Consider the following 20434-nt stretch of genomic DNA (forward strand, 5'->3'; position numbering starts at 1 on the left):
ATACTCAAAAAAGGCCTAACATTTCTTAACCCCCGATGGCGCCATTAGCTAGCAAGGCGTCACCCTTTGCAAGAATCAACATTTCGATGGACCGGTATGATAAACCCTAAACTCACGTTACAAGGTATCTGCCATGAACTCAGTAAAACGTCCCGTCGCCTTGGTTACCGGCGCTTCAGCGGGCATCGGAAAATCCATTGTTAAACAACTTCAACAGGATGGCTGGAAAGTCTACGGCGCAGCACGACGCGTCGAAGCCATGCGCGATATAGAAAAAGAAGGCGCGAGCGTACTCGCTCTGGATGTTACCGATGATCAGAGCATGCAAACCTGTATCGATACCATCATTCAACAGGAAGGACAAATAGACGCCCTCGTCAACAATGCCGGTTACGGCTCCTATGGCACTGTCGAAGATGTGGATATTGACGAAGCCCGTCGTCAATTTGAAGTTAATGTCTTCGGCCTGGCCCGACTTACGCAACTGGTATTGCCGCATATGCGTGAAGCAAACCAGGGTCGTATTGTGAATATCAGCTCTATGGGCGGCAGAATTTGGATGCCTGTAGGAGGTTGGTACCACGCCACAAAATACTGCGTAGAAGTTCTTTCCGATGCGTTGAGATTGGAAACCAAACCCTTTGGTATTCATGTCTCCGTGATTCAACCCGGCGCAATTGAAAGTGAGTGGTCAGGTATTGCCGCAGATAACCTGAAAAAGACCGCCAAAACATCACCTTATCAAAAAATCGTACAGGCCATGGTTAATGCATTAACTAACTATGATTCGGCTTCTAAACCTGAAGTAATTGCCAAAGCAGTATCCAAAGCTCTTAACAGTAAAAAACCCAAACGCCGCTATGCCGCGCCATTTGATGCCAAGGCCCTTATCTTCCTGCACTGGATTATGCCCGATCGGATTTGGGATCGGTTTATTATGATGGCACTAAAGGCTTCATAACAACAAAGGTTACATTATGGTCATTAGCAACGCTACCCGCTTCCCATTACCCCCTGGCTGGAAAGTTATCTTCAGGGATCTGGATATCAATGCAGGTCATATTCTGCGACGGGCAGGGCTTGCTGAAGATCTCTTTAGCCAGGAAAAACCCATGCTAAAAGCATCAGAGTACTTTCGCTTCTGGAATACGCTGATGCAATATTTTAACAATCCGAAAATGCCACTTACACTTGTGGATAAGCTATCTATCGAAGGGTTTAACGCACCTATTTTTGCAACACTGTGTAGCCCTAATCTGGCTATAGGGTTGCAAAGACTCAGTTGCTTTAAACGGTTAATCGGACCGATCAATATGCATGTAGAGCAATCGATCAGGGAGATGTGCATAAGTTTTTCCAGTGCCTCAACCAAAGACCCCTTACCGGATTCTTTAGCTCATACGGAGCATGCATTCATCATCAAACTAGCTCGCATGGCGACAAGAGAACATATTATTCCACACCAGGTTGAATGTACGACGCTACCTCAGCCCATTGATGCGTTTACGCATTACTTTGGTGTTCAACCAACATTGGGCACAACTAACCGCCTCACGTTTAGTCAGGAGGATGCGCGGCGGGTATTCTTAACCGCCAACAATGATATGTGGGGATTCTTTGAACCTGAATTGAGACTCAGATTACACAACCTGGAAAAAAGCGCATCAACCCACGGTAGAGTTAAAGCCGCCTTACTGGAATTGTTGCCCAGCGGCCGTAGCAGTATCGTTGATGTAGCGTCGAATATGGCCGTCAGCAAACGTACGTTGCAACGACGTTTAAGTGATGAGAATTACACCTATCAAAGGATTTTAAGTGAAACTCGCGAAGAGCTTGCGCGTTTCTACCTGACCCAATCCGATCTCAGCTGCTCTGAGATTTCTTATTTAGTCGGATTTGAAGACCCAAACTCATTTTTCCGCGCCTTTAACCAGTGGACAGGCTTACCGCCGGAAAGGTTACGCCAACAAGCACGTGGATTTGATGTAGCGGTTTAACACTGATAAACATCTAGTAAAAACAAGGTACAGTCATGATTAGTTTTGAATTAAATGGAGAAACCGTCTCCACCAATGTGGCGGAGGATACGCCATTACTGTGGGTTATCCGCGATCACTTTAAACTCAAAGGCTCAAAGTTTGGTTGTGGTATGGGCCTGTGTGGTGCCTGCACTATGCATGTGGACGGAGAGGCTGTTCGCACCTGTATCTTACCGCTCAACGCCGTTGCCAACCGCAAAGTCACCACTATTGAAGGGCTTTCTCCTGCAAGCACGTTGCATAAAGTCCAGAAAGCCTGGATCGAGCACAACGTGCCTCAATGTGGTTACTGTCAGTCGGGGCAGATCATGTCAGCGACTGCGCTGTTGAAAACAAACATCAATCCTTCCGACAGCGATATTGATCGGGCCATGCAGGGCAATATCTGCCGCTGTGGTACCTACCCTCGTATCAAAAAAGCCATTAAAGCGGTGGCCAAGGACCTGCAAAACGGTGTTGCCTACTACACGCCTGACAATAGTCCAGCTAGCGCTACGAACAAGGAGGTCAACGTATGAGAAAAGTAACATCTTCACGCCGGGATTTTATCAAGCTGGTCAGTGTTGCGGGTGGCGGTTTAATAGTGGGGGTTCCTTTATCAGGCTGTGCCACCACAAGGTTACCGGAACCGAATCAAGCGGGTACTTACCAAGGTGATGCCTTTATTCAAATTACGCCATCCAATGAGATCCATTTTTATATGGGCCGATCTGAGATGGGCCAAGGTACCTTTGATGGGCTTACCACCCTGGTTGCGGAAGAATTGAATATTCATCCAAGCGCAATTACAACGCACCATGCGCCAGTGCACAAGGCATTTGTCAATTCTGACTTTGGCGTGCAAGGCACTGGCGGTAGCACCAGCATGAAAGTGAGCTTTCTACCTACCCGTCAATCGGCGGCCAATGCTCGCCAGGCAATTCTATTGGCTGCAGCCGAACAGCTGGACACTTCTGTGGATAACTTACGCATGAGTGAAGGCAATGTTTACCTGGGCGATAAAGCTTATCCCTATGGCACATTTGCAGAGTTAGCCAGTAACCGGGACATTCCAACTGACGCGTCACTTAAAGCAAAAGAAGATTTTCAATTTATCGGTAAAAGCAGCCCGCGTATTGATGGCCAACCAAAATCAACGGGAACGGCGGAGTTTGGTATAGACGTAGACTTTCCGGGCCTTAAAAAAGCCATTCTCAAACGCTGCCCTGTTGCTGGCGGTACCGTTAAGGCTTTTGATGATAAAAACGCCAAAAACATGCCTGGTGTGCTAGCGGTTGTTGTCATTGAAAATGGCGTCGCAGTTGTTGCCGACAACACCTGGCAAGCCAAGCAAGCCGCTGAAGCGTTAAAAATACAATGGAATTACCCGGAGCTTAAATCCTTCTCCTCTGAACACATTAAAGCCACGCTCCAGAAAGCCTTGGATGAGGACCACGGCGAAAAAGCCCATAAAGAAGGCAATGGTGGAAAAGGTCTGACAAACGCCGATAACATCATTACCGCTGAATACTGGGCGCCGTATTTAGCCCATGCCACCATGGAGCCGATGAACTGCACTGCACGTATTGAAAATGGTGTATGCGATGTATGGGTTGGTTGCCAAAGTCCGCAAGTTGCCAAAGGCATTGCCAAGCATATCTCTGGTCTTGATGACGACAACGTACATATTCACTCCACCTTTATGGGGGGAGGCTTTGGTCGCCGAGGCGCGAATGATTATATTACCGAAGCCGTGTCTATCGCCAAAGCGGCACGCTTGCCGGTACAGCTGGTATGGACGCGTGAAGATGACATGCAACATGATCTGTATCGCCCGCCAGCGTTAACCCGTTTTTCCGCCAGCATAGATGACAACGGATTGATTGATACCTATGCCGTTAACAGTGCTGGCCCTAATATCACCCCCTACCTCATGCAAGAAGCACTGCCTGCCATGCTGCCTGGATTTATGGGCGGTGTTGCAGAGTGGGCAGCCGAAAAAACCCACGGGGTATTTGCCAACTGGATGGTAGAACCCGCCAGCGTTGAAGGTTTATTTGAAGACTACGACACGCCCAATAAAGAAGTTCGCCATGTAACGGTTGATCCCGGTGTACCACTGGGTTATTGGCGAGCGGTAGGTCATTCGTTTAGTGGTTTCTTTAAAGAAAGCTTTATCGATGAACTTGCAATAAGCGCCAACCGAGATCCTGTTCAATTCCGTCTCGATAATACGGCTAACGATAAAAAGCTTAATCATGTGATACGGGTAGCCGCAGACAAAGCGAACTGGGGAACACCATCAAGACCTGGCACGGCACAAGGTTTTGCTGCCCATACCTCTTTTCTGGCAAAAGTTGCTCAGGTGGCAGAAGTCAGCGTGAGCAATGATGAAATTACGGTGCATAAGGTTGTCTGTGTGATTGACTGTGGACAGGTTGTAAACCCCGACACAGTTAAAGCACAAATGGAAGGCAGTATTATTTTTGGTTTAACCGCTGCCCTTCACGGACAAATTGATATTGTGGATGGTGTGGTACAACAATCAAACTTCCACAACTACCCTATGCTTCGCATGCCACAATCGCCTGAGATTGAAGTCCATATTATCGATAGCGAGGAAACACCGGTAGGTGTTGGAGAACCGGGATTACCACCCATTGCAGCCGCGGTGGCCAATGGTGTTTATGCTGCCATTGGTAAACGCTTACGCTCGCTGCCATTAACACTATCGTAACCAGAAAATGAAATGGCTTATCCCAGGATAAGCCATTTCTCGTAAACTTCTTATAAGTTAAACCATGTACTCGCCACCATTCACATGAATAACCTGACCAGTAACAAACTTGCCACTGTCTGCGGCCAAATATAACGCCGCTTCGGCAATGTCGTTTACATGGCCAGGATGTTTGATGGAGAGATTTTTAAATACCTGATCAATATCCACATGAGCATAATGTTTTTGATCACGCTTGGTATCAATAGCACCCACGGCAATGGTATTGGCTGTAACTTCGTGAACGCCATATTCGCGTGCGATAGCTTTGGATAAACCGTGCATGCCGGCTTTGGCCGTTACATTAGCCGCGCGCTCATAAAATTGTCCAAAAAAACCATCATAACCGGACATATTAATAATGCGGCCCCACTTTTTTTCACGCATTTTTGGCAGCACTAATCGACTGCCATAAAAACAGGAACTTAAATTCGTATTTATCACCTGCTGCCACATTTCCGGGGTAATTTCTTCAAACGCCATACGATGGCGAACACCGACGTTATTCACCAAGATATCAACCGTACCAAAAACTTCTTCTGCTTCCGCAAGCATAACTTGCCACTGTGAAGGATCGGAGACATCCGCCATAACACCGTGGGCCTTGCCGCCAACATCACAAATAGCGTTTACCACCGCATCGACATTGTCACGATTGCTCGATCCATTAACGATAACACTGGCACCTTCAGCTGCAAAAAGCTCTGCAACTGCTCGGCCAATATTTTGCCCTGACCCTGTGACCAATGCCGTCTTACCCTGTAAACGTTCTCCCATTTTCTCTTCTCCCAATGTACTGATAACAAACAACATACTTACTTATTGATCAAATAGTATTTTGCAGTTAAGCTCAGTTGTCAATAATCAGGAGCCGACAGGTAATCACATGACGCACGTTAAATCAGCCAGTTTTAAAACGGCCATTGTTCTTGGTTGTATGTATTCGCTTAGCGTTATGGATCGCCAAATTGTGGCCATGCTGCTGGAACCGATTAAACACGATATGCAGCTTTCGGACACGCAACTGGCACTAATGTCAGGCTTGGTGTTTGCTTTATTTTATGGTGCTATGGGCATTCCTATTGCACGACTTGCCGATCGTGCCAATCGCGTAAATATTTTATCCTGGTGTTTAGGCGTCTGGAGTTTAATGACTGCCCTTTCTGGTATGGCAGTAAATTTCACCATGATGTTACTTGCGCGTATCGGGGTTGGCGTCGGTGAAGCAGGATGTCAGCCAGCCGGACAATCGATTATTGCCGACACCTATGAGGAGAGTCGTCGCGCGCGTGCACTTGCTATTTTTGCCGCAGGCGCACCGATTGGTGGACTGCTTGCCTATCTATTAGGCGGCGCTCTGGCAGATACTTACGGTTGGAGAGTCACGCTGATTGCTGCAGGCGTTCCCGGATTAATTTTTGCGGTGTTGATTCGCTATTTAATAACCGAACCGCAACGTACCGCTGCGTCAAATGAAGCCGAGCAGCAAGCCGTTATTCCAGAAATAAAAAAGTTGCTGGCCACACCAATCTATCGTTACGCGTTGCTGGGTCATATTTTTTGTATTGCCCTGATGTACACCATTATGATCTGGGTCCCGACACTGATGATTCGAGTTCACCAACTGTCGCTCACAGAAATTGGCATTATCATTGGTGCATCCTCCCTGATTGGCGGACTCGCAGGTTCCATTCTGTCTGGTGTCATCACTGACGTTATGGCCAATAAGCACAGTAAATGGTTAGGGGCATTACCCATGCTATATTGCTTGCTGGCGTTGCCTTTGTTTATGGGCTTTCTTTGGACATCCAGCATGTGGGTATCGATCGGCCTTTTAACGGTGTGCATGATTCTATTGAATGCTCACACGCCTCCCTGCTATGCGACTTACCATAAGAGTGTCGCACCTGAGAACCGGGCTATGTCAGTGGCGCTTTCCACGCTTAGTGTGAATATTATTGGTCTGGGCCTGGCGCCTTTGTTGGTAGGAAGTATTAGTGATGTGCTTTCAAGTGAATATGGAGAGCGCTCATTGAATATGGCGATGTTTGTTGGCGCCGCATTCTTACCGCTGGGTGCATATTGTTATTATAAAGTGGCTCAGCTTTTTGCTACTGAACACATCAAGACCGTTACAACTGAAAACCTGGCGGAAGTTGAGCCAGCCTTAAAATAAATCCATATTGCCGGGCACCATAAATCCATGGTGCCCATTACCGCCCCCACTTTCCCAGTATCTGATCCATAGTTACTAGCTCCCCTTACCCCCAAAGACATTCATCAGGCTTTTACACCTTAGTACCTGCAACCTGAAGCCATACAAGGCTGCCAACAAGCTCATAGCCAAGAACAATAACAAACACATTTCTCATAGCCGATAAATCAATACACACCATTAATTTGTTCAATTGACAAAACTAGCCCCACGAAAGGATAATAACGTTCGAATAGAGTTCACAAAGATGTATCAACATGTCTCCTGCGCCCAAACACTGCCCCGAACAACAGCTCTGCAATATCCTCAGTGCTGCCGCTTGCTGTATTGAGGAAACATCGCTGTTGGACTTCACCATGTCGGCCATCGCCAAAAAAGCCGGTATGTCGATGGGGTCTATTTATAAACATGTCCACACCAAAGAGGATGTGCTGATCGCCCTGTCGCAACATGGCTTTATCCGTTTGCGTGAGACCTTCACGGCGATATTTAAAACCCCATTGACCGTTGCCGAGCAGCTAATCGCCCTTAGCCTGCTGGATTACTCCAAGGTCGACCCCTATCCCTTTACCCGGCACCTGGAGATGCTGGTCAGCAACAGTGCCCTGCTTAAACGCTCCTCACCCCAGTGGCAGCAGCAGATGAGCACTGCCTGTGACGGTATAGATATTTTGATGCTGACCCACTTCCGCCAAGCCATCAGCGATGGAGAGCTGACGACTACCGGCGATGAAGACGCGTGTTTGCAGCAACTACAGCTGGGAATCTGGGCTATTAATGTCGGCCACATTCAAGTGCTGCTGCAGACCCACAGTGAAAATCAGGCCAGCAATCTGCCAAAGGCGATTTTTCCACTGGCCACAGACAATCCCCATGTACTCAACTGCATGCGGTTGATCAACAGCTTCGACTGGCGCCAACCCCTTACAGAGGAAGGCATTAAAAGAGCAGCCCAAACCCTGATCGAGCTGGGTTTTCGTTAACGAATTATTTTTTTATTGAGGTATCCACCATGAAAACCCGTCGCTGGCTGATAACCATTGCTTTATGCCTTAGCGTCTTTGTCGCACTTGGCGCCTATAAGGTTATGCAGATTCGCTCGGCTATTGCCTTCGCTGAATCATTCCCAGAACCTTCTGAAACGGTTGAAGCATTTACCGCCGAATCCCGCATGATTCAGCAGAGCACCACCACTATTGGTGAAATTATTGCCCCGCAAAGTATCGACCTGCGCAACGAGCTTGAAGGCCGTATCGCATCCGTTAACTTCACCTCTGGCCAAATCGTGAAGCAGGGACAGGTGTTATTGCAATTAGATATCAGTGAAGAAACCGCCCGCCTGCAAGCCGCCCAGGCCCGCGCCGACCTGGCGCAGGTCGATTTAAAACGAGTGAGGAAATTGCGTCAGAACAAAACCGTCAGTGAAGAGCGTTTTGATCAAGCCAAAGCTGAATACGATATTGCCAATGCCGATATAGCCGCCCTAAAAGCCGCCATCGACAAGAAAACCCTGCGCGCACCGTTTGATGCTCGTGTGGGTATTCACGAAATGGAAGCCGGTGAATTTTTGCAGAGTAATACGCTAATCACCACCTTGGTTGGCCTTAACGATTACACCTGGGTTGATTTCAACCTGCCACTACATCAGGCCAATATCCCCTTGGGCACAAGCATCGAAATTCTGTCTAATGCTCAATCCAACGAGTCGATTAAAGGCGAGATTATTGCCAGGGATTCCGTTATGTCCGCACAATCCCGCAACCTGCGTTTCCGGGCCAAAATTGAGAGCGATGCGCAGTTCCAGCCTAACGCCATCGTCAATGTGCGCCTGCCACTAAGTACAAATACCGAAACCACAGTGGTTCCGGCAACGGCAGTGCGCCATGACAAACTGGGTGACTATGTCTACATACTGCGAGCCGATCAGGAAGCAAACGGCTTCCGTGCGATCCGCCGCAGCGTGGTTACTGGTTTTGAAGACAAGGACATTATCGCTGTTACCGAAGGATTAAAGCCTGGCGAAACCATTGCCGCCAACGGCACTTTCAAACTACGCGATAACTTACTGGTGTTTGTAAAAGAACGCCCTACAGTAAGCCAGTCCCACTAATAAAGCTGACCGAAGTAGTTAGATAAAGAGGTTATTGAGTATGGCTAGAAAATTCGGCAGCCCAACCATTATGGACATTTTTGTCACCCGCCCTGTGCTGGCGGTTGTCCTGTCTTTGTCCCTGGTGTTAATTGGCATACGCGCATCAATGAGCTTACCGGTTCTGCAATATCCTAAAGTGGAAAGCTCCTCACTGGTGATCAGTACTGCCTATGTAGGGGCATCAGCAGAAGTGGTCCAGGGTTTTATTACCGATCCGATTGAACGTGCCGCATCGACAGTGCCCGGCATCGATTATATAGATTCCAGCACGCTGGCTGGCATGAGTACTGTTACTGTATGGCTGAAATTAAATGAAGACAGCACTGCAGCACTGGCAGAGCTCTCATCTCGTTTGGACCAAATTCGCTTTGAATTACCGGCAGGCGCTGAAGATCCCTCTGTAGAAGTAAAACGCGCAGACAGATCCAACGCGGTATTCTACCTGGATGTGATTACAGAAGGATTCTCCCGCGCCCAGGTGACAGACTACTTAACCCGCCACGTTAATCCTATTCTATCCTCCATTGATGGTGTCCAACGTATCGGCATCGAAGGTGGCCGCAACCCTGCAATGCGGGTGTGGATTGATCCCATCAAAATGGCCGCCTTTAATGTCAGCGCTCAGGATGTTCACGCGGCACTCAGCAGTAACAATATCATTGCTACCGTCGGTAAAAGTGAAAACAGTTTGCAGCGTATTAACTTGATGGCAAACACCACCTTGCAAAATGTCTCCGACTTTGAGCGCCTGGTGATTCGCGAGAGCGATAACTCTCTGATTCGTTTGCGTGATATTGCTCGTGTAGAACTGGGCGAAGAAGAAGGCGAAGTCAATGCTCGACATAGCCAGAACAAAGCGGTGTACATCTCCGTATGGCCCCTGCCCGGCGCCAACGAAATGGTGATTGGCGACCAGCTGTATCCTTTGCTGGATAAAATTAATCCCACCCTGCCCGATGGCCTGCATATTGATATCGGTTACGATGGCACCCTGTATATGCGCGATGCCATTAAGGAAATTTTCACCACGCTGATAGAAACCATTTTACTGGTTGGCCTGGTGGTACTGGCTTTGATGGGCTCCATTCGCACCGCTATCGTACCCTTAATCACCATCCCAATTTCAATTCTTGGTGCAGCCGCCGCCATGTCAGTTATGGGGTTCTCTCTCAACCTACTGACTATTCTGGCAATCGTGTTATCGGTGGGACTGGTTGTTGATGATGCGATTGTGGTGGTAGAAAACGTCTCGCGTTATATGCGCGAAGGTAAAAGTCGCTTACAAGCAGCCCTGGCAAGCTCCCGCCAGTTACTCGCGCCTATTATCGGCATGACAATTACTCTGGCCGCCGTTTATGCACCGATTGGCTTTTTATCAGGTTTAACCGGCGTACTCTTTAAAGAATTCGCCTTTACCTTAGCGGTTGCTGTATTAATCTCTGGTGTTGTTGCCATTACTCTATCCCCAATCATGAGCGCTTATGCCTCTCCGGAAGGCGGGAAAGAAGGCCGCGGCACGCGCTGGGTCAATCAACGCTTTGATATCTTGCACCGCGCCTACGGCAAACTGCTCGACAAAGTCTTCTTATGTCGTCCGCAGGTTTTGTTTGCCGGGGTATTCCTAACCCTGCTGATTGTCCCGTTCTACATGTTCTCTCAACAGGAATTAGCACCTATTGAAGATCAGAGCAGCATCAATATCGTTGTTGAATCTCCCCCTGAAGCTTCACTGGAATACACAACCGACTATATGACCGATGTCGTTGATACATTACTGTCAACGGAAGACTCGAAATTTATGTGGCAAATTATTCGTGGGAATGGCGGTTTTGGCGGCGTCATATTCGAACCGTTTGATCAACGTGATCGCAGCGTCCATGAAATATTGCCAGAGATGTTTGGGACAAGCTCGTCCATTACTGGCTTAAAGGTTTTCCCCATTCTTCTACCTGCGCTACCCACGGCCGGCAGCTTCGATGTTGAAATGGTCGTGCTATCACCAGACAACACTGAAGATATGCAACAGTACGCGGAGAAGCTCAAAGCAGCGGCCTTTCAAAGTGGGCGCTTTATGTTTGCCGAAACGGACCTGAAAGTGGATCTGCCACAGGTGAGTTTTATCCTTGATCGCGAACGTATTGCCGACTTGGGCATGAGTCTTGATTCTGTTAGCCGCCAATTGGGCGTCATGCTGTCTGGCAACTACGTCAATCGCTTCGACTACCAGGGCAAAGCTTATCGGGTAATTCCCATGGCCGAAGGGCAAGCCCGAGACAACCCTCAAGCATTGCTCGACCTGCAAATACGTACCCCCAATGGTGATTTAATTCCCCTTTCCACAGTCGCATCACTGGACTATGCGATAGCACCTCGGGTGCTAGGTAAGTTCCAGCAGAAAAACTCCTTCCGTATATACGGCGGCGTATTGCCAGGCACCACCAAGGAGCAAGCACTTTCTGCCCTCGAGGAAGCCGCAGCAGAAATTCTGCCACCAAGTTATTCGCTGGATTACGCTGGCGAATCACGACAATTACGTCAGGAAGGTAATACCCTCGTCGGTGTACTGGGCATTGCTTTAGTGTTTGTTTACTTTGTATTGGCCGTGCAATTTAACAGCTTCCGAGATCCCCTGGTGGTACTTGTGGGTTCAGTGCCCCTTGCCTTGGCCGGCGCTATGCTCTTTCCATTCCTTGGCTGGACTACCATCAATATCTATTCACAGATTGGTTTTATTACCTTAGTAGGGCTGATCGCCAAAAATGGTATTTTGATTGTGGAATTTGCCAATCACTTGCAAAGTGAAGGCTTTAATAAACTTCAAGCAATTAAAGGTGCGGCAGAAACGCGGTTACGCCCTGTATTAATGACCACAGCTGCAACAGCTTTAGGTCACTTCCCACTGATATTGGTTACCGGAGCCGGGGCTGAGGCTCGCAATAGTATTGGTATTGTGCTGGTGGCTGGCATGGTGATTGGTACCGTGTTTACGCTGTTTGTACTGCCTTGTGTTTATATGTTGTTGGCGCAGGAGCATAATCCGGACGAGGTTGATCCGGAGCATGATGCTGATAAGGATTCTTCAGTTAGTTACGCAGCCTGATATTTCTTAGTTTTCAATCCGGCTGGCTGCAAGGGAGGCTTCATTTGAAACCTCCCTTACATCCATCCTCACACCGCAGACACTTCAACCTTCCCTCTCGAAAAGAAAAGTAACCTTCTCTTTAGCACGATATGAGCGTAGGGGGTCTGGGGGCTCTTTGCAAAACCGTGGGCGACAGGGACGTCGCCGACGAGCGCCATGGATGGCAATTGCGTGTTTTGCAAAGAGCCCCCAGACCTCCTGCGCGTATTTAGAACCCGAAACTACAAGCAAAAAAAAACGGGAGCTCAAATAAACTCCCGTTTCTTAAATCATCAACTAAACAAAAACTTAGTCAACAAACACTCGAGCATTACGGAATATACGCATCCAACCGCTATCCTCAGTCCACTCATCCGGTGCCCAGGAGTTACTTACGGCACGGAAGATACGCTCAGGGTGTGGCATCATAATGGTGGCGCGACCGTCTTTAGAAGTTACCGAGGTAATACCGACTGGCGAACCGTTAGGGTTAGCTGGGTAGGTTTCAGTCACCTGCAGTTGGTTGTCGAGATAACGCATAGCAACCAGACCACTGGCATCACAGGTTTCCAGTGCTTGCTCCGAAGCAAACTCGGCACGACCTTCACCGTGAGCTACAGCCACTGGCATATGAGTTCCTTCCATACCCTTAAACAGTACGGAAGGAGTCTCTTCAATCTTAACCAGACTGAAACGGGCTTCAAACTGCTCAGACACGTTACGTACAAAACGCGGCCAGTGTTCGGTGCCAGGAATCAGGGCTTTCAGGTTAGACATCATCTGACAGCCGTTACATACACCCAGGCTGAAGGTATCTTCGCGATGGAAGAAGCCCTGGAACTGATCACGTGCTTGCTGGTTAAACAGAATGGTTTTGGCCCAACCTTCACCCGCACCCAGAACATCACCGTAGGAGAAGCCACCGGCAGCGGCGATGCCTTTAAAGTCTTCCAGGGTTACGCGGCCTGCCAGGATGTCACTCATATGTACATCAACCGCAGTGAAACCGGCACGATCAAATGCAGCACCCATTTCCACGTGGCCGTTAACACCCTGCTCACGTAAGACAGCAACTTTAGGACGTACACCTTTGCTGATATAAGGCGCAGCGATATCTTCGTTTTGATCGAAGGTCAGGTTAACACTCAGACCTGGATCAACACGGTCGATTTGATCGAATTCTGATTTGGCACACTCGGCATTATCACGCAGGGACGCCACTTCGTAGCTGGTTTTGCTCCACAGGCGCTGCAGGGTTGCGCGGCCTTCTTCGAAGATGATGTCACCGTTGTATTCAACACGAACACTGTCGTGGCTGTTTAACCAACCCAGCTTGCTTACGCTAACACCTGCTTTGGCAAAGCGAGCGATCACAGCATCGGTGTTTTCACGCGTAGTTTGTACTACAGCACCCAGCTCTTCGTTAAACAGGGTTGCCAGAATATCTTCGCCCAGCTCATCAATGTTGATATCAACACCGGTGTGGCCGGCAAAGGCCATTTCAGTCACGGTCGCAAACAGACCGCCGTCACCTTTATCGTGGTAGGCCAGGATCTCGTCGGCTTCCAGGCTTTCCTGCATGGCTGCGAAGAAACCTTTCAGGGTTTCAGCGCTATCAACATCGGCAGGCTCTTCACCAATTTGGTTGTAAACCTGAGCCAAAATAGAAGCGCCCAGACGTTTTTTGCCGTTAGCCAGATCGATAAACAGCAGATCGGAAGATTCTTTATCGGTACGAAGTTGTGGGGTTACGGTTTTGCGAACATCGGTTACCGGCGCAAACGCAGAAATCACCAGCGACAGCGGCGCAGTTACCGCTTTATCGCCCTCGCCTTCGTTCCAGGCTGTGCGCATGGACATGGAGTCCTTACCTACCGGAATGGTAATACCCAACTCTGGGCACAACTCCATACCGATAGCTTCAACGGTGCGGTACAGCTTCTCGTCTTCACCTGGGTGACCGGCGGCACACATCCAGTTGGCAGACAGTTTAATATCAGAAAGCTTTTCTATACGAGTAGCAGCGATATTGGTGATAGCTTCACCAATGGCCATACGACCGGAAGCAGGACCATCCAGCAGTGCCGTTGGGGTACGCTCACCCATACTCATGGCTTCACCAGCGTAGGTGTCGTAGGCCTGAGTCGTTACAGCACAGTCGGCTACCGGTACCTGCCAAGGGCCAACCATTTGATCACGGGCAACCTGGCCGGTTACGGAACGGTCACCAATAGTGATCAGGAAGCTCTTGCTTGCAACACTTGGGTGCTGGATAACACGCTCAGCAGCTTCGTACAGTTCAATGCCATCGCGATTCAGAGGCAGAGTATTGTAGCTGCGCGTCTCGTGACTGCGGTGCATTTTGGGTGGCTTACCAAACAGCACAGACATCGGCAGATCGACAGGTTTGGTGTCGAAGTGCTTGTCGTTCAGGGTAATGTGCTGATCAGAAATTGCATCACCAACAACTGCGTACGGGCAGCGCTCACGCTCACAAATTTCGGCAAAGGTATCCAGGTCTTCTGGCTGGATTGCCATCACGTAACGCTCTTGCGCTTCGTTACACCAGATTTCCAGCGGGCTCATGCCTGGCTCATCATTGTTGATGTTGCGCAGTTCAAAGTTGGCGCCACAGCCACCGTCTTTGGCCAGCTCTGGAAAGGCGTTGGAGTAACCACCGGCACCTACGTCGTGAATAAAGGCAATGGGGTTGTTCTCACCCAGCTGCCAGCATTGATCGATCACCTCCTGGCAACGACGTTCGATTTCCGGGTTTTGACGTTGCACGGAAGCAAAGTCCAAATCTTCGGAAGAAGAACCGGAAGTCATGGAAGACGCAGCACCACCGCCCAAGCCAATCAACATGGCAGGGCCACCCAGGGCGATCAATTTCGCACCGGGTTCAAATTCGTTTTGGTCTACGTGTTCAGCTTTGATATTACCGTAACCACCGGCCAACATAATTGGCTTGTGGTAACCGCGACGTTCGCCATCGAAGTTTTCTTCGAAGGTACGGAAGTAACCGCAGATGTTTGGACGACCAAATTCGTTGTTAAAAGCAGCACCACCGATTGGACCTTCGATCATAATATCGAGGGCGGTTACGATGCGGTTTGGCTTGCCATAGTTTTCTTCCCACGGTTGTTCGTAACCCGGGATTTGCAGGTTGGATACAGTGAAGCCGGTCAGGCCTACTTTTGGCTTGGAACCACGACCTACTGCACCCTCATCACGGATCTCACCGCCGGAACCAGTACCGGCGCCAGGGAAAGGTGCAATCGCGGTTGGGTGGTTATGGGTTTCTACCTTCATCAGGATATGGATATCTTCCTGATTGTAACCGTAGGCTTTGGTTTCCGGATCCGGGTAGAAACGGCCGGCTTTGGAGCCAGCGATTACGGAAGCGTTATCGGCGTAGGCAGACAGTACGTCTTCACCGCCCTTCTCGTAGGTATTTTTGATCATGCCAAACAGGGAATTCGGCATCTCTTTGCCATCCAGTGTCCAGGAGGCATTAAAGATCTTGTGACGACAGTGCTCGGAGTTGGCCTGGGCAAACATCATCAGCTCAACGTCTACCGGGTTACGACCCAGCTCATTAAAGCTGTCTACCAGGTAATCAATTTCATCTTCAGCCAGGGCCAGGCCCAGCTCAACGTTGGCATCTGCCAGCGCCTGACGACCACCGCCAAGAATATCAATGCTGGTTTGCGGGCGAGGCTCTTCTTTTATAAACAGTTGCTCGGCATCTTCCAGCTCGGCGAACACTGATTCAACCATACGGTCATGAAGTAAGGTCGCAACCGCTTCACGGTCAGCAGTGCCTTCAACATAGTAGGCAATACCACGCTCCAGACGCTTAACCTGGCTCAGGCCAGCGTTAATGGCAATATCCGTAGCCTTGGAAGACCAAGGGGAGATAGTGCCTGGACGCGGAACCACCAAAAACAGCTCACCTTTAGGGTCCTGTACATCTACTTTTGGCCCATAGGTCAGCAGCTGCTGCATTACATTCAGGTCAGAGGCCGTCAGCTCGGCGCCAAGATCGGCAAAATGAACAAATTCTGCGTAAACACCAGTCACGCCACTGGCGACTTGCTGTAAAGAGGTTAATAACTTCTGGGAACGAAATTCTGAGAGTGCCGGAGCGCCACGCAGGGTCAGCATAATGGATCGGAGCCTCTATCTTGGAACCAAATGGATGGTATTGGGAAAAGCGCGCATTGTACTGGATATCGGCGCTGCTGGCAGCTATATCCTACAGTTTTATAGATAGCCAAACTGATTACTTCAAACTTGTATAAGGCCAAAAGCCGCATCCTAGAGCCGACCGAGGCCACAACCGTTCATTTTTCGACGAATGGCATGTGTTTCAACGTAAGCCGATACTATACTTATCCGGGAAAAACAAGCTACCCGATCACACGCAACCCGTATAGAATTGCTCAAATTTTGTGCCGAGCACCCTGTATATCGCTATTTGGCACCTTTATCCCCTCCCATACAGGAGGAGAGTAAGGTCCCATTAAGGTAGTTTGCTATACAACGATATAACGCTTGGTACTATTAACCATGACCTTGGCAACCTGAGTCCTTATATGAGCTACAGCCGCCGACATCGCCCCATACGCACCCTGCGCCTGATAGGTTTTGCAGGCCTGTGCTGTATTTGTGCCCTGGTAGCTGGTAGCCGCACCCCCACCGAGCTGGAACGTATTGTAGAGGCGGGTAGCCTGCCTATCCTCTCCCGCAATGGCCCCACCACCTATTATGAAGGCCCTGTAGGCCTGACAGGCTTTGAATACAGCCTGGCTTCGGCATTTGCCAAAGAACTGGGTGTAGAGCTGGAAATTCGCGAAGAAGAGAATCTGGGCGTGATGCTCGACAGTGTCGGTACCGATGCCGGCCACTTTGGAGCCTCAGGCCTGACCATCACCGAAGCCCGCCAGCAAAAAGTACGCTTTGGCGAGCCCTACCTGGATATCACCCAACAGCTGATTTACCGCAAAGGCCAACCCCGCCCCAAAACGGTTGAAGACCTGATTGGTAAAGATATTCTGGTTATCGCCAACAGTGCCCACGCCGAAAACCTGCGTGCCCTTCAAGCTGAACACCCAGAGCTGCGCTGGCGTGAGCGTGCAGACCTGGAAATGATTGACCTGGTGGAAATGGTCCACGACGGCAAAATCGACTTCTCCATCGTTGACTCCAATGCATACGATATCAACCGCACCATCTACCCCCGCGCCCGCGTGGCTTTTGATATCTCTGAGCCTCAGCAGCTGGCCTGGGCTTTCCCACAATCTGCAGATTCCAGCCTTTACGATGCCGCCCAGGACTTTTTAACCCGCGTTAAACAGGACGGCAGGCTGGATGAGATCAAGGATTACTACTACGGCCATGTGGATGAAGTTAACCACAGCGGTGCCCTGGTATTCTCCAAGCGTGTAAAACAGCGCCTGCCCCGCTACCGAGGCTATCTGCAAGTGGCAGGTGATATGTTTAACCTGGAATGGGAGCTGTTGGCAGCAATCAGTTATCAGGAATCCCACTGGAACCCCCGCGCCAAGTCCCCTACCGGCGTTCGCGGCCTGATGATGCTGACCCGTGCAACAGCCAGTGAAGTGGGTGTAGAAAACCGTATCGACCCCATTCAAAGCATTTACGGCGGCGCCAAGTACTTTAAGAAGATCTTTGATCGAATTCCTCAACGTATTCAAGGGCCTGATCGCACTTGGATGGCTTTGGCGGCCTACAACGTTGGCTTTGGCCACCTGGAGGATGCCCGTATTCTGACCGAACGCCATGGTGGTAACCCGAACAAGTGGGCCGATGTAAAAGAGAATCTCCCCCTGTTAGCGAAACGTAAATACTACCGCACCGTAAAACACGGCTATGCCCGTGGTTGGGAGCCGGTGAAGTATGTACAGAATATTCGCAACTTCTACAATGTGCTGGCCTGGCACAGTCAATTGGAAACTCGCCGTATCGCGGCTACCGAATCTGAAGCGGCTTTGCAGGCGGTGAAGTTTGATAGTGAGCGTTTGAGCGGGATGTCGCAGCTGTAATTCTTCTAAGCGCGTCTTAAGAGTACTTCGTATTTCTTTAAAGGTACTTCGTATGTCGGGGTACGACCCGTAGGGTCGGGCCCCTTACTTCTGTGCGGTGTCCGGGGTCTGCCCCTGCGGGTCAGACCCCATGCTTGCGAACAAACTCAGCTATTTTTTCTGCCGCTAGCTGAAGATGTTGATCATGAGTAAAACCTGACTTCACCCTGGGTTTTAAATCATGATCACCGTCTTCCAACCACAGTAATTCAATGGCTGACGATAAATCGTAACCTTCAACTTCTTCCAGATCACCTAACTTATCACGCGTACCCTGCACGATCAGGCTCGGCGTCTGTAAATCCTGCAGATGTTCAGTACGTAACTTTTCCGGCTTGCCTGGGGGATGAAAGGGATAGCCCAAACACACAAGCCCTGCCACCTGTTGCTCATCTGCTATCAAGCTGGCCATACGCCCGCCCATGGATTTACCCCCGATAATCAGTTTATTCGGTCCACCTAATTCGGCTATCACTTCCCGCCAGGTCTCCAATAAAACATCCTGCTTATTGGGCGGACGTTTTTTGCCATTTTCCCGCCGCTCCACCATATAGGGGAACTCAAAGCGCACCACACCAATGTCCCGATCGGCAAGCAACTCTGCCATGGTATGCATAAAAGGGCTATCCATCGGTGCACCTGCGCCATGGGCCAAAACAAACAACGGTGCATCTTTGCGGTTAGCGGGACCGTTTTTTAACAACTGCATTTATCAACAACCCTGCTACTTATACATCTTGGTTAAAGTCGTCTTGCCACTGGTCCTGATTAAGCTCATCAGAGGCTTGCGAATGTCCGGATGCGAACCATTCATCCTCAGTACTGCGACCCGCCAACTGATCCTGCTCCGCATGGTCAACTTCCTTTTGCGTTAGGATGGAGGCGGTTTCACTGACTTCATCAAAGACCACAACAACTTCACCGCGTTGTAACTGACGCTTCACTTGATCAGCTTTGGACTCCAGCGACACTTCCTGTACTCCGTAATCGGTGCCATCACGGGATACATAGTCTTCAATCAGCCCCTGCAGGGCATCAGCAGAGATCTGCTGAAAAGGAATTATCATGCTTACTACTCGATGAACATTACTACTTAAGCGGCTTGCGGAATTTTAACGTCATCCGATCACTTTCCCCAATGGCCAAATATTTTTCTTTATCTTCATCACCTAAACGCAATGAGGGTGGCAAGGTCCAAACGCCTTTAGGGTGAATGGTTGAATCATTAGGGTTAGCATTCACCTCACTTTTGGCTTCCAGCACAAAACCCGCTTTTTGCGCCTGTTCAATCACATAGGCCTCGGTAACATAACCACTGCGAATCATGGCCGCCTCAGCGGTGCCTGGTTTGGCTCGGTGCTCTACCACCCCCAGTACACCACCGGGTTTGAGCACTTTGAAGAATTCAGTAAAAGCCTGCTCGCCGTAACCGGCCTTCATCCAGTTATGCACATTGCGGAAGGTTAAAACGCGATCAACTTCGCCAGCTGGCGCGCTCACTGCGTTTGAAGGCGGATGGAAGCTGCTGATTTCTACCCGGTTATAGTGCTTGGGATTTGCGCTCAGTTTTTCTTCAAAGCTTTTGCGCATGCGGGTAAAAAAAGCTACCTGGGAATTAGCAGGAAAATGCGCGGCATAGAATTTACCCTGACGATTTAAATAGGGCCCTAAAATTTCGGTGTACCAACCACCGCCTGGCCAAATTTCAACCACGGTCATATCAGATTGCACATCAAAAAATGCCAGGGTCTCGGCCGGGTGACGATAGCTATCACGTGCCTTAAAAGCCGCGGTTCGCTCGGGGTTATCCACTGCTTTCTGCAGTTCCTCAGTCACCACTGGGGTTGCAGAGACCAGTTGCGAAGCAGATACCACAGTCAGTAATGCTGCAGCTTTCAGCCCGCGGGACAATTTCTGTCCCCCTTGCAAACAACCGCCTAAAATTTGATTCAGATTCATAATCCCTACTCCTTGCTCCGATAAACTGTTAACCAACTTCAACAATCACTATACTCGGCTTATAGACTCGTAAACATAGAAGGAAT

14 protein-coding genes are annotated in these 20434 nt (G+C 49.5%); 9 read left to right on the forward strand and 5 right to left on the reverse strand.

Annotation, left to right across the window (positions count from 1 at the left end):
- Positions 1–133 precede the first annotated feature (133 nt).
- Genes ACGHZ6_RS15735 through ACGHZ6_RS15750 form a run of 4 tightly spaced genes read left to right on the forward strand, consistent with a single transcriptional unit; the run spans position 134 to position 4755 of the window.
- The gene (locus ACGHZ6_RS15735; RefSeq protein WP_390614944.1) at positions 134–961 is read left to right on the forward strand and encodes an oxidoreductase; all 828 of its coding nucleotides are present in this window, start codon (positions 134–136) and stop codon (positions 959–961) included.
- A gap of 16 nt (positions 962–977) precedes the next feature.
- Positions 978–1997 (forward strand): AraC family transcriptional regulator ligand-binding domain-containing protein, encoded by a 1020-nt coding sequence (locus ACGHZ6_RS15740; RefSeq protein WP_390614945.1) that lies wholly within the window; start codon positions 978–980, stop codon positions 1995–1997.
- Positions 1998–2032: 35 nt separating this feature from the next.
- Positions 2033–2557, forward strand: a complete 525-nt coding sequence (locus ACGHZ6_RS15745; RefSeq protein WP_390614946.1) for a (2Fe-2S)-binding protein — start codon at positions 2033–2035, stop codon at positions 2555–2557.
- Positions 2554–4755 (forward strand): molybdopterin cofactor-binding domain-containing protein, encoded by a 2202-nt coding sequence (locus ACGHZ6_RS15750; protein ID WP_390614947.1) that lies wholly within the window; start codon positions 2554–2556, stop codon positions 4753–4755. The genes ACGHZ6_RS15745 and ACGHZ6_RS15750 overlap by 4 nt, the downstream gene beginning before the upstream one ends.
- A gap of 57 nt (positions 4756–4812) precedes the next feature.
- On the opposite strand, the gene ACGHZ6_RS15755 is transcribed toward ACGHZ6_RS15750, so the two are convergent.
- A complete protein-coding gene (locus tag ACGHZ6_RS15755) occupies positions 4813–5571 on the reverse strand; it encodes an SDR family NAD(P)-dependent oxidoreductase (RefSeq protein ID WP_390614948.1) in 759 nt (252 codons plus the stop codon).
- Between the two features lie 109 nt (positions 5572–5680).
- Between ACGHZ6_RS15755 and ACGHZ6_RS15760 the strand changes: the two genes are divergently transcribed.
- From ACGHZ6_RS15760 to ACGHZ6_RS15775, 4 genes are all read left to right on the forward strand, one after another.
- The gene (locus ACGHZ6_RS15760; RefSeq protein WP_390614949.1) at positions 5681–6970 is read left to right on the forward strand and encodes a spinster family MFS transporter; all 1290 of its coding nucleotides are present in this window, start codon (positions 5681–5683) and stop codon (positions 6968–6970) included.
- A 296-nt stretch (positions 6971–7266) separates the two neighbouring features.
- Positions 7267–7992: a TetR/AcrR family transcriptional regulator gene (locus tag ACGHZ6_RS15765; protein ID WP_390614950.1), complete on the forward strand. Its 726-nt coding sequence runs from the start codon at positions 7267–7269 to the stop codon at positions 7990–7992.
- Positions 7993–8021: 29 nt separating this feature from the next.
- Positions 8022–9119 carry an efflux RND transporter periplasmic adaptor subunit gene (locus ACGHZ6_RS15770; RefSeq protein WP_390614952.1) on the forward strand — a complete coding sequence of 366 codons (1098 nt, stop codon included), beginning with the start codon at positions 8022–8024 and terminating at the stop codon, positions 9117–9119.
- A gap of 40 nt (positions 9120–9159) precedes the next feature.
- The gene (locus tag ACGHZ6_RS15775; RefSeq protein WP_390614953.1) at positions 9160–12261 is read left to right on the forward strand and encodes an efflux RND transporter permease subunit; all 3102 of its coding nucleotides are present in this window, start codon (positions 9160–9162) and stop codon (positions 12259–12261) included.
- A 330-nt stretch (positions 12262–12591) separates the two neighbouring features.
- Here the strand turns inward: ACGHZ6_RS15775 and purL are convergent, their stop codons facing one another.
- A complete protein-coding gene (purL, locus tag ACGHZ6_RS15780) occupies positions 12592–16449 on the reverse strand; it encodes a phosphoribosylformylglycinamidine synthase (RefSeq protein ID WP_390614954.1) in 3858 nt (1285 codons plus the stop codon).
- 431 nt (positions 16450–16880) lie between these two features.
- Between purL and mltF the strand changes: the two genes are divergently transcribed.
- Positions 16881–18350 carry a membrane-bound lytic murein transglycosylase MltF gene (gene mltF / locus ACGHZ6_RS15785; RefSeq protein WP_390614955.1) on the forward strand — a complete coding sequence of 490 codons (1470 nt, stop codon included), beginning with the start codon at positions 16881–16883 and terminating at the stop codon, positions 18348–18350.
- A gap of 121 nt (positions 18351–18471) precedes the next feature.
- Here the strand turns inward: mltF and ACGHZ6_RS15790 are convergent, their stop codons facing one another.
- The 3 genes from ACGHZ6_RS15790 to ACGHZ6_RS15800 are packed head-to-tail and all read right to left on the reverse strand — an operon-like array spanning position 18472 to position 20348.
- The gene (locus tag ACGHZ6_RS15790; RefSeq protein WP_390614956.1) at positions 18472–19098 is read right to left on the reverse strand and encodes an alpha/beta fold hydrolase; all 627 of its coding nucleotides are present in this window, start codon (positions 19096–19098) and stop codon (positions 18472–18474) included.
- A gap of 19 nt (positions 19099–19117) precedes the next feature.
- Positions 19118–19456: a YheU family protein gene (locus ACGHZ6_RS15795; protein ID WP_390614957.1), complete on the reverse strand. Its 339-nt coding sequence runs from the start codon at positions 19454–19456 to the stop codon at positions 19118–19120.
- A gap of 22 nt (positions 19457–19478) precedes the next feature.
- Entirely contained in the window at positions 19479–20348 is an 870-nt protein-coding gene (locus tag ACGHZ6_RS15800; RefSeq protein ID WP_390614958.1) for a class I SAM-dependent methyltransferase, read from the reverse strand.
- Between the last annotated feature and the right edge of the window lie 86 nt (positions 20349–20434).

The organism is Maricurvus nonylphenolicus (genome assembly GCF_042854845.1).
GTDB lineage: Bacteria > Pseudomonadota > Gammaproteobacteria > Pseudomonadales > Cellvibrionaceae > Maricurvus > Maricurvus nonylphenolicus.

Coding starts and splice junctions, on each gene's coding strand:
- ACGHZ6_RS15750 (WP_390614947.1), top strand. CDS start 2,554: ATGAGAAAAGTAACATCTTCACGCCGGGATTTTATCAAGCTGGTCAGT.
- ACGHZ6_RS15770 (WP_390614952.1), top strand. CDS start 8,022: ATGAAAACCCGTCGCTGGCTGATAACCATTGCTTTATGCCTTAGCGTC.
- ACGHZ6_RS15735 (WP_390614944.1), top strand. CDS start 134: ATGAACTCAGTAAAACGTCCCGTCGCCTTGGTTACCGGCGCTTCAGCG.
- ACGHZ6_RS15745 (WP_390614946.1), top strand. CDS start 2,033: ATGATTAGTTTTGAATTAAATGGAGAAACCGTCTCCACCAATGTGGCG.
- ACGHZ6_RS15800 (WP_390614958.1), bottom strand. CDS start 20,348: ATGAATCTGAATCAAATTTTAGGCGGTTGTTTGCAAGGGGGACAGAAA.
- ACGHZ6_RS15790 (WP_390614956.1), bottom strand. CDS start 19,098: ATGCAGTTGTTAAAAAACGGTCCCGCTAACCGCAAAGATGCACCGTTG.
- ACGHZ6_RS15755 (WP_390614948.1), bottom strand. CDS start 5,571: ATGGGAGAACGTTTACAGGGTAAGACGGCATTGGTCACAGGGTCAGGG.
- ACGHZ6_RS15740 (WP_390614945.1), top strand. CDS start 978: ATGGTCATTAGCAACGCTACCCGCTTCCCATTACCCCCTGGCTGGAAA.
- mltF (WP_390614955.1), top strand. CDS start 16,881: ATGAGCTACAGCCGCCGACATCGCCCCATACGCACCCTGCGCCTGATA.
- ACGHZ6_RS15795 (WP_390614957.1), bottom strand. CDS start 19,456: ATGATAATTCCTTTTCAGCAGATCTCTGCTGATGCCCTGCAGGGGCTG.
- ACGHZ6_RS15760 (WP_390614949.1), top strand. CDS start 5,681: ATGACGCACGTTAAATCAGCCAGTTTTAAAACGGCCATTGTTCTTGGT.
- ACGHZ6_RS15775 (WP_390614953.1), top strand. CDS start 9,160: ATGGCTAGAAAATTCGGCAGCCCAACCATTATGGACATTTTTGTCACC.
- purL (WP_390614954.1), bottom strand. CDS start 16,449: ATGCTGACCCTGCGTGGCGCTCCGGCACTCTCAGAATTTCGTTCCCAG.
- ACGHZ6_RS15765 (WP_390614950.1), top strand. CDS start 7,267: ATGTCTCCTGCGCCCAAACACTGCCCCGAACAACAGCTCTGCAATATC.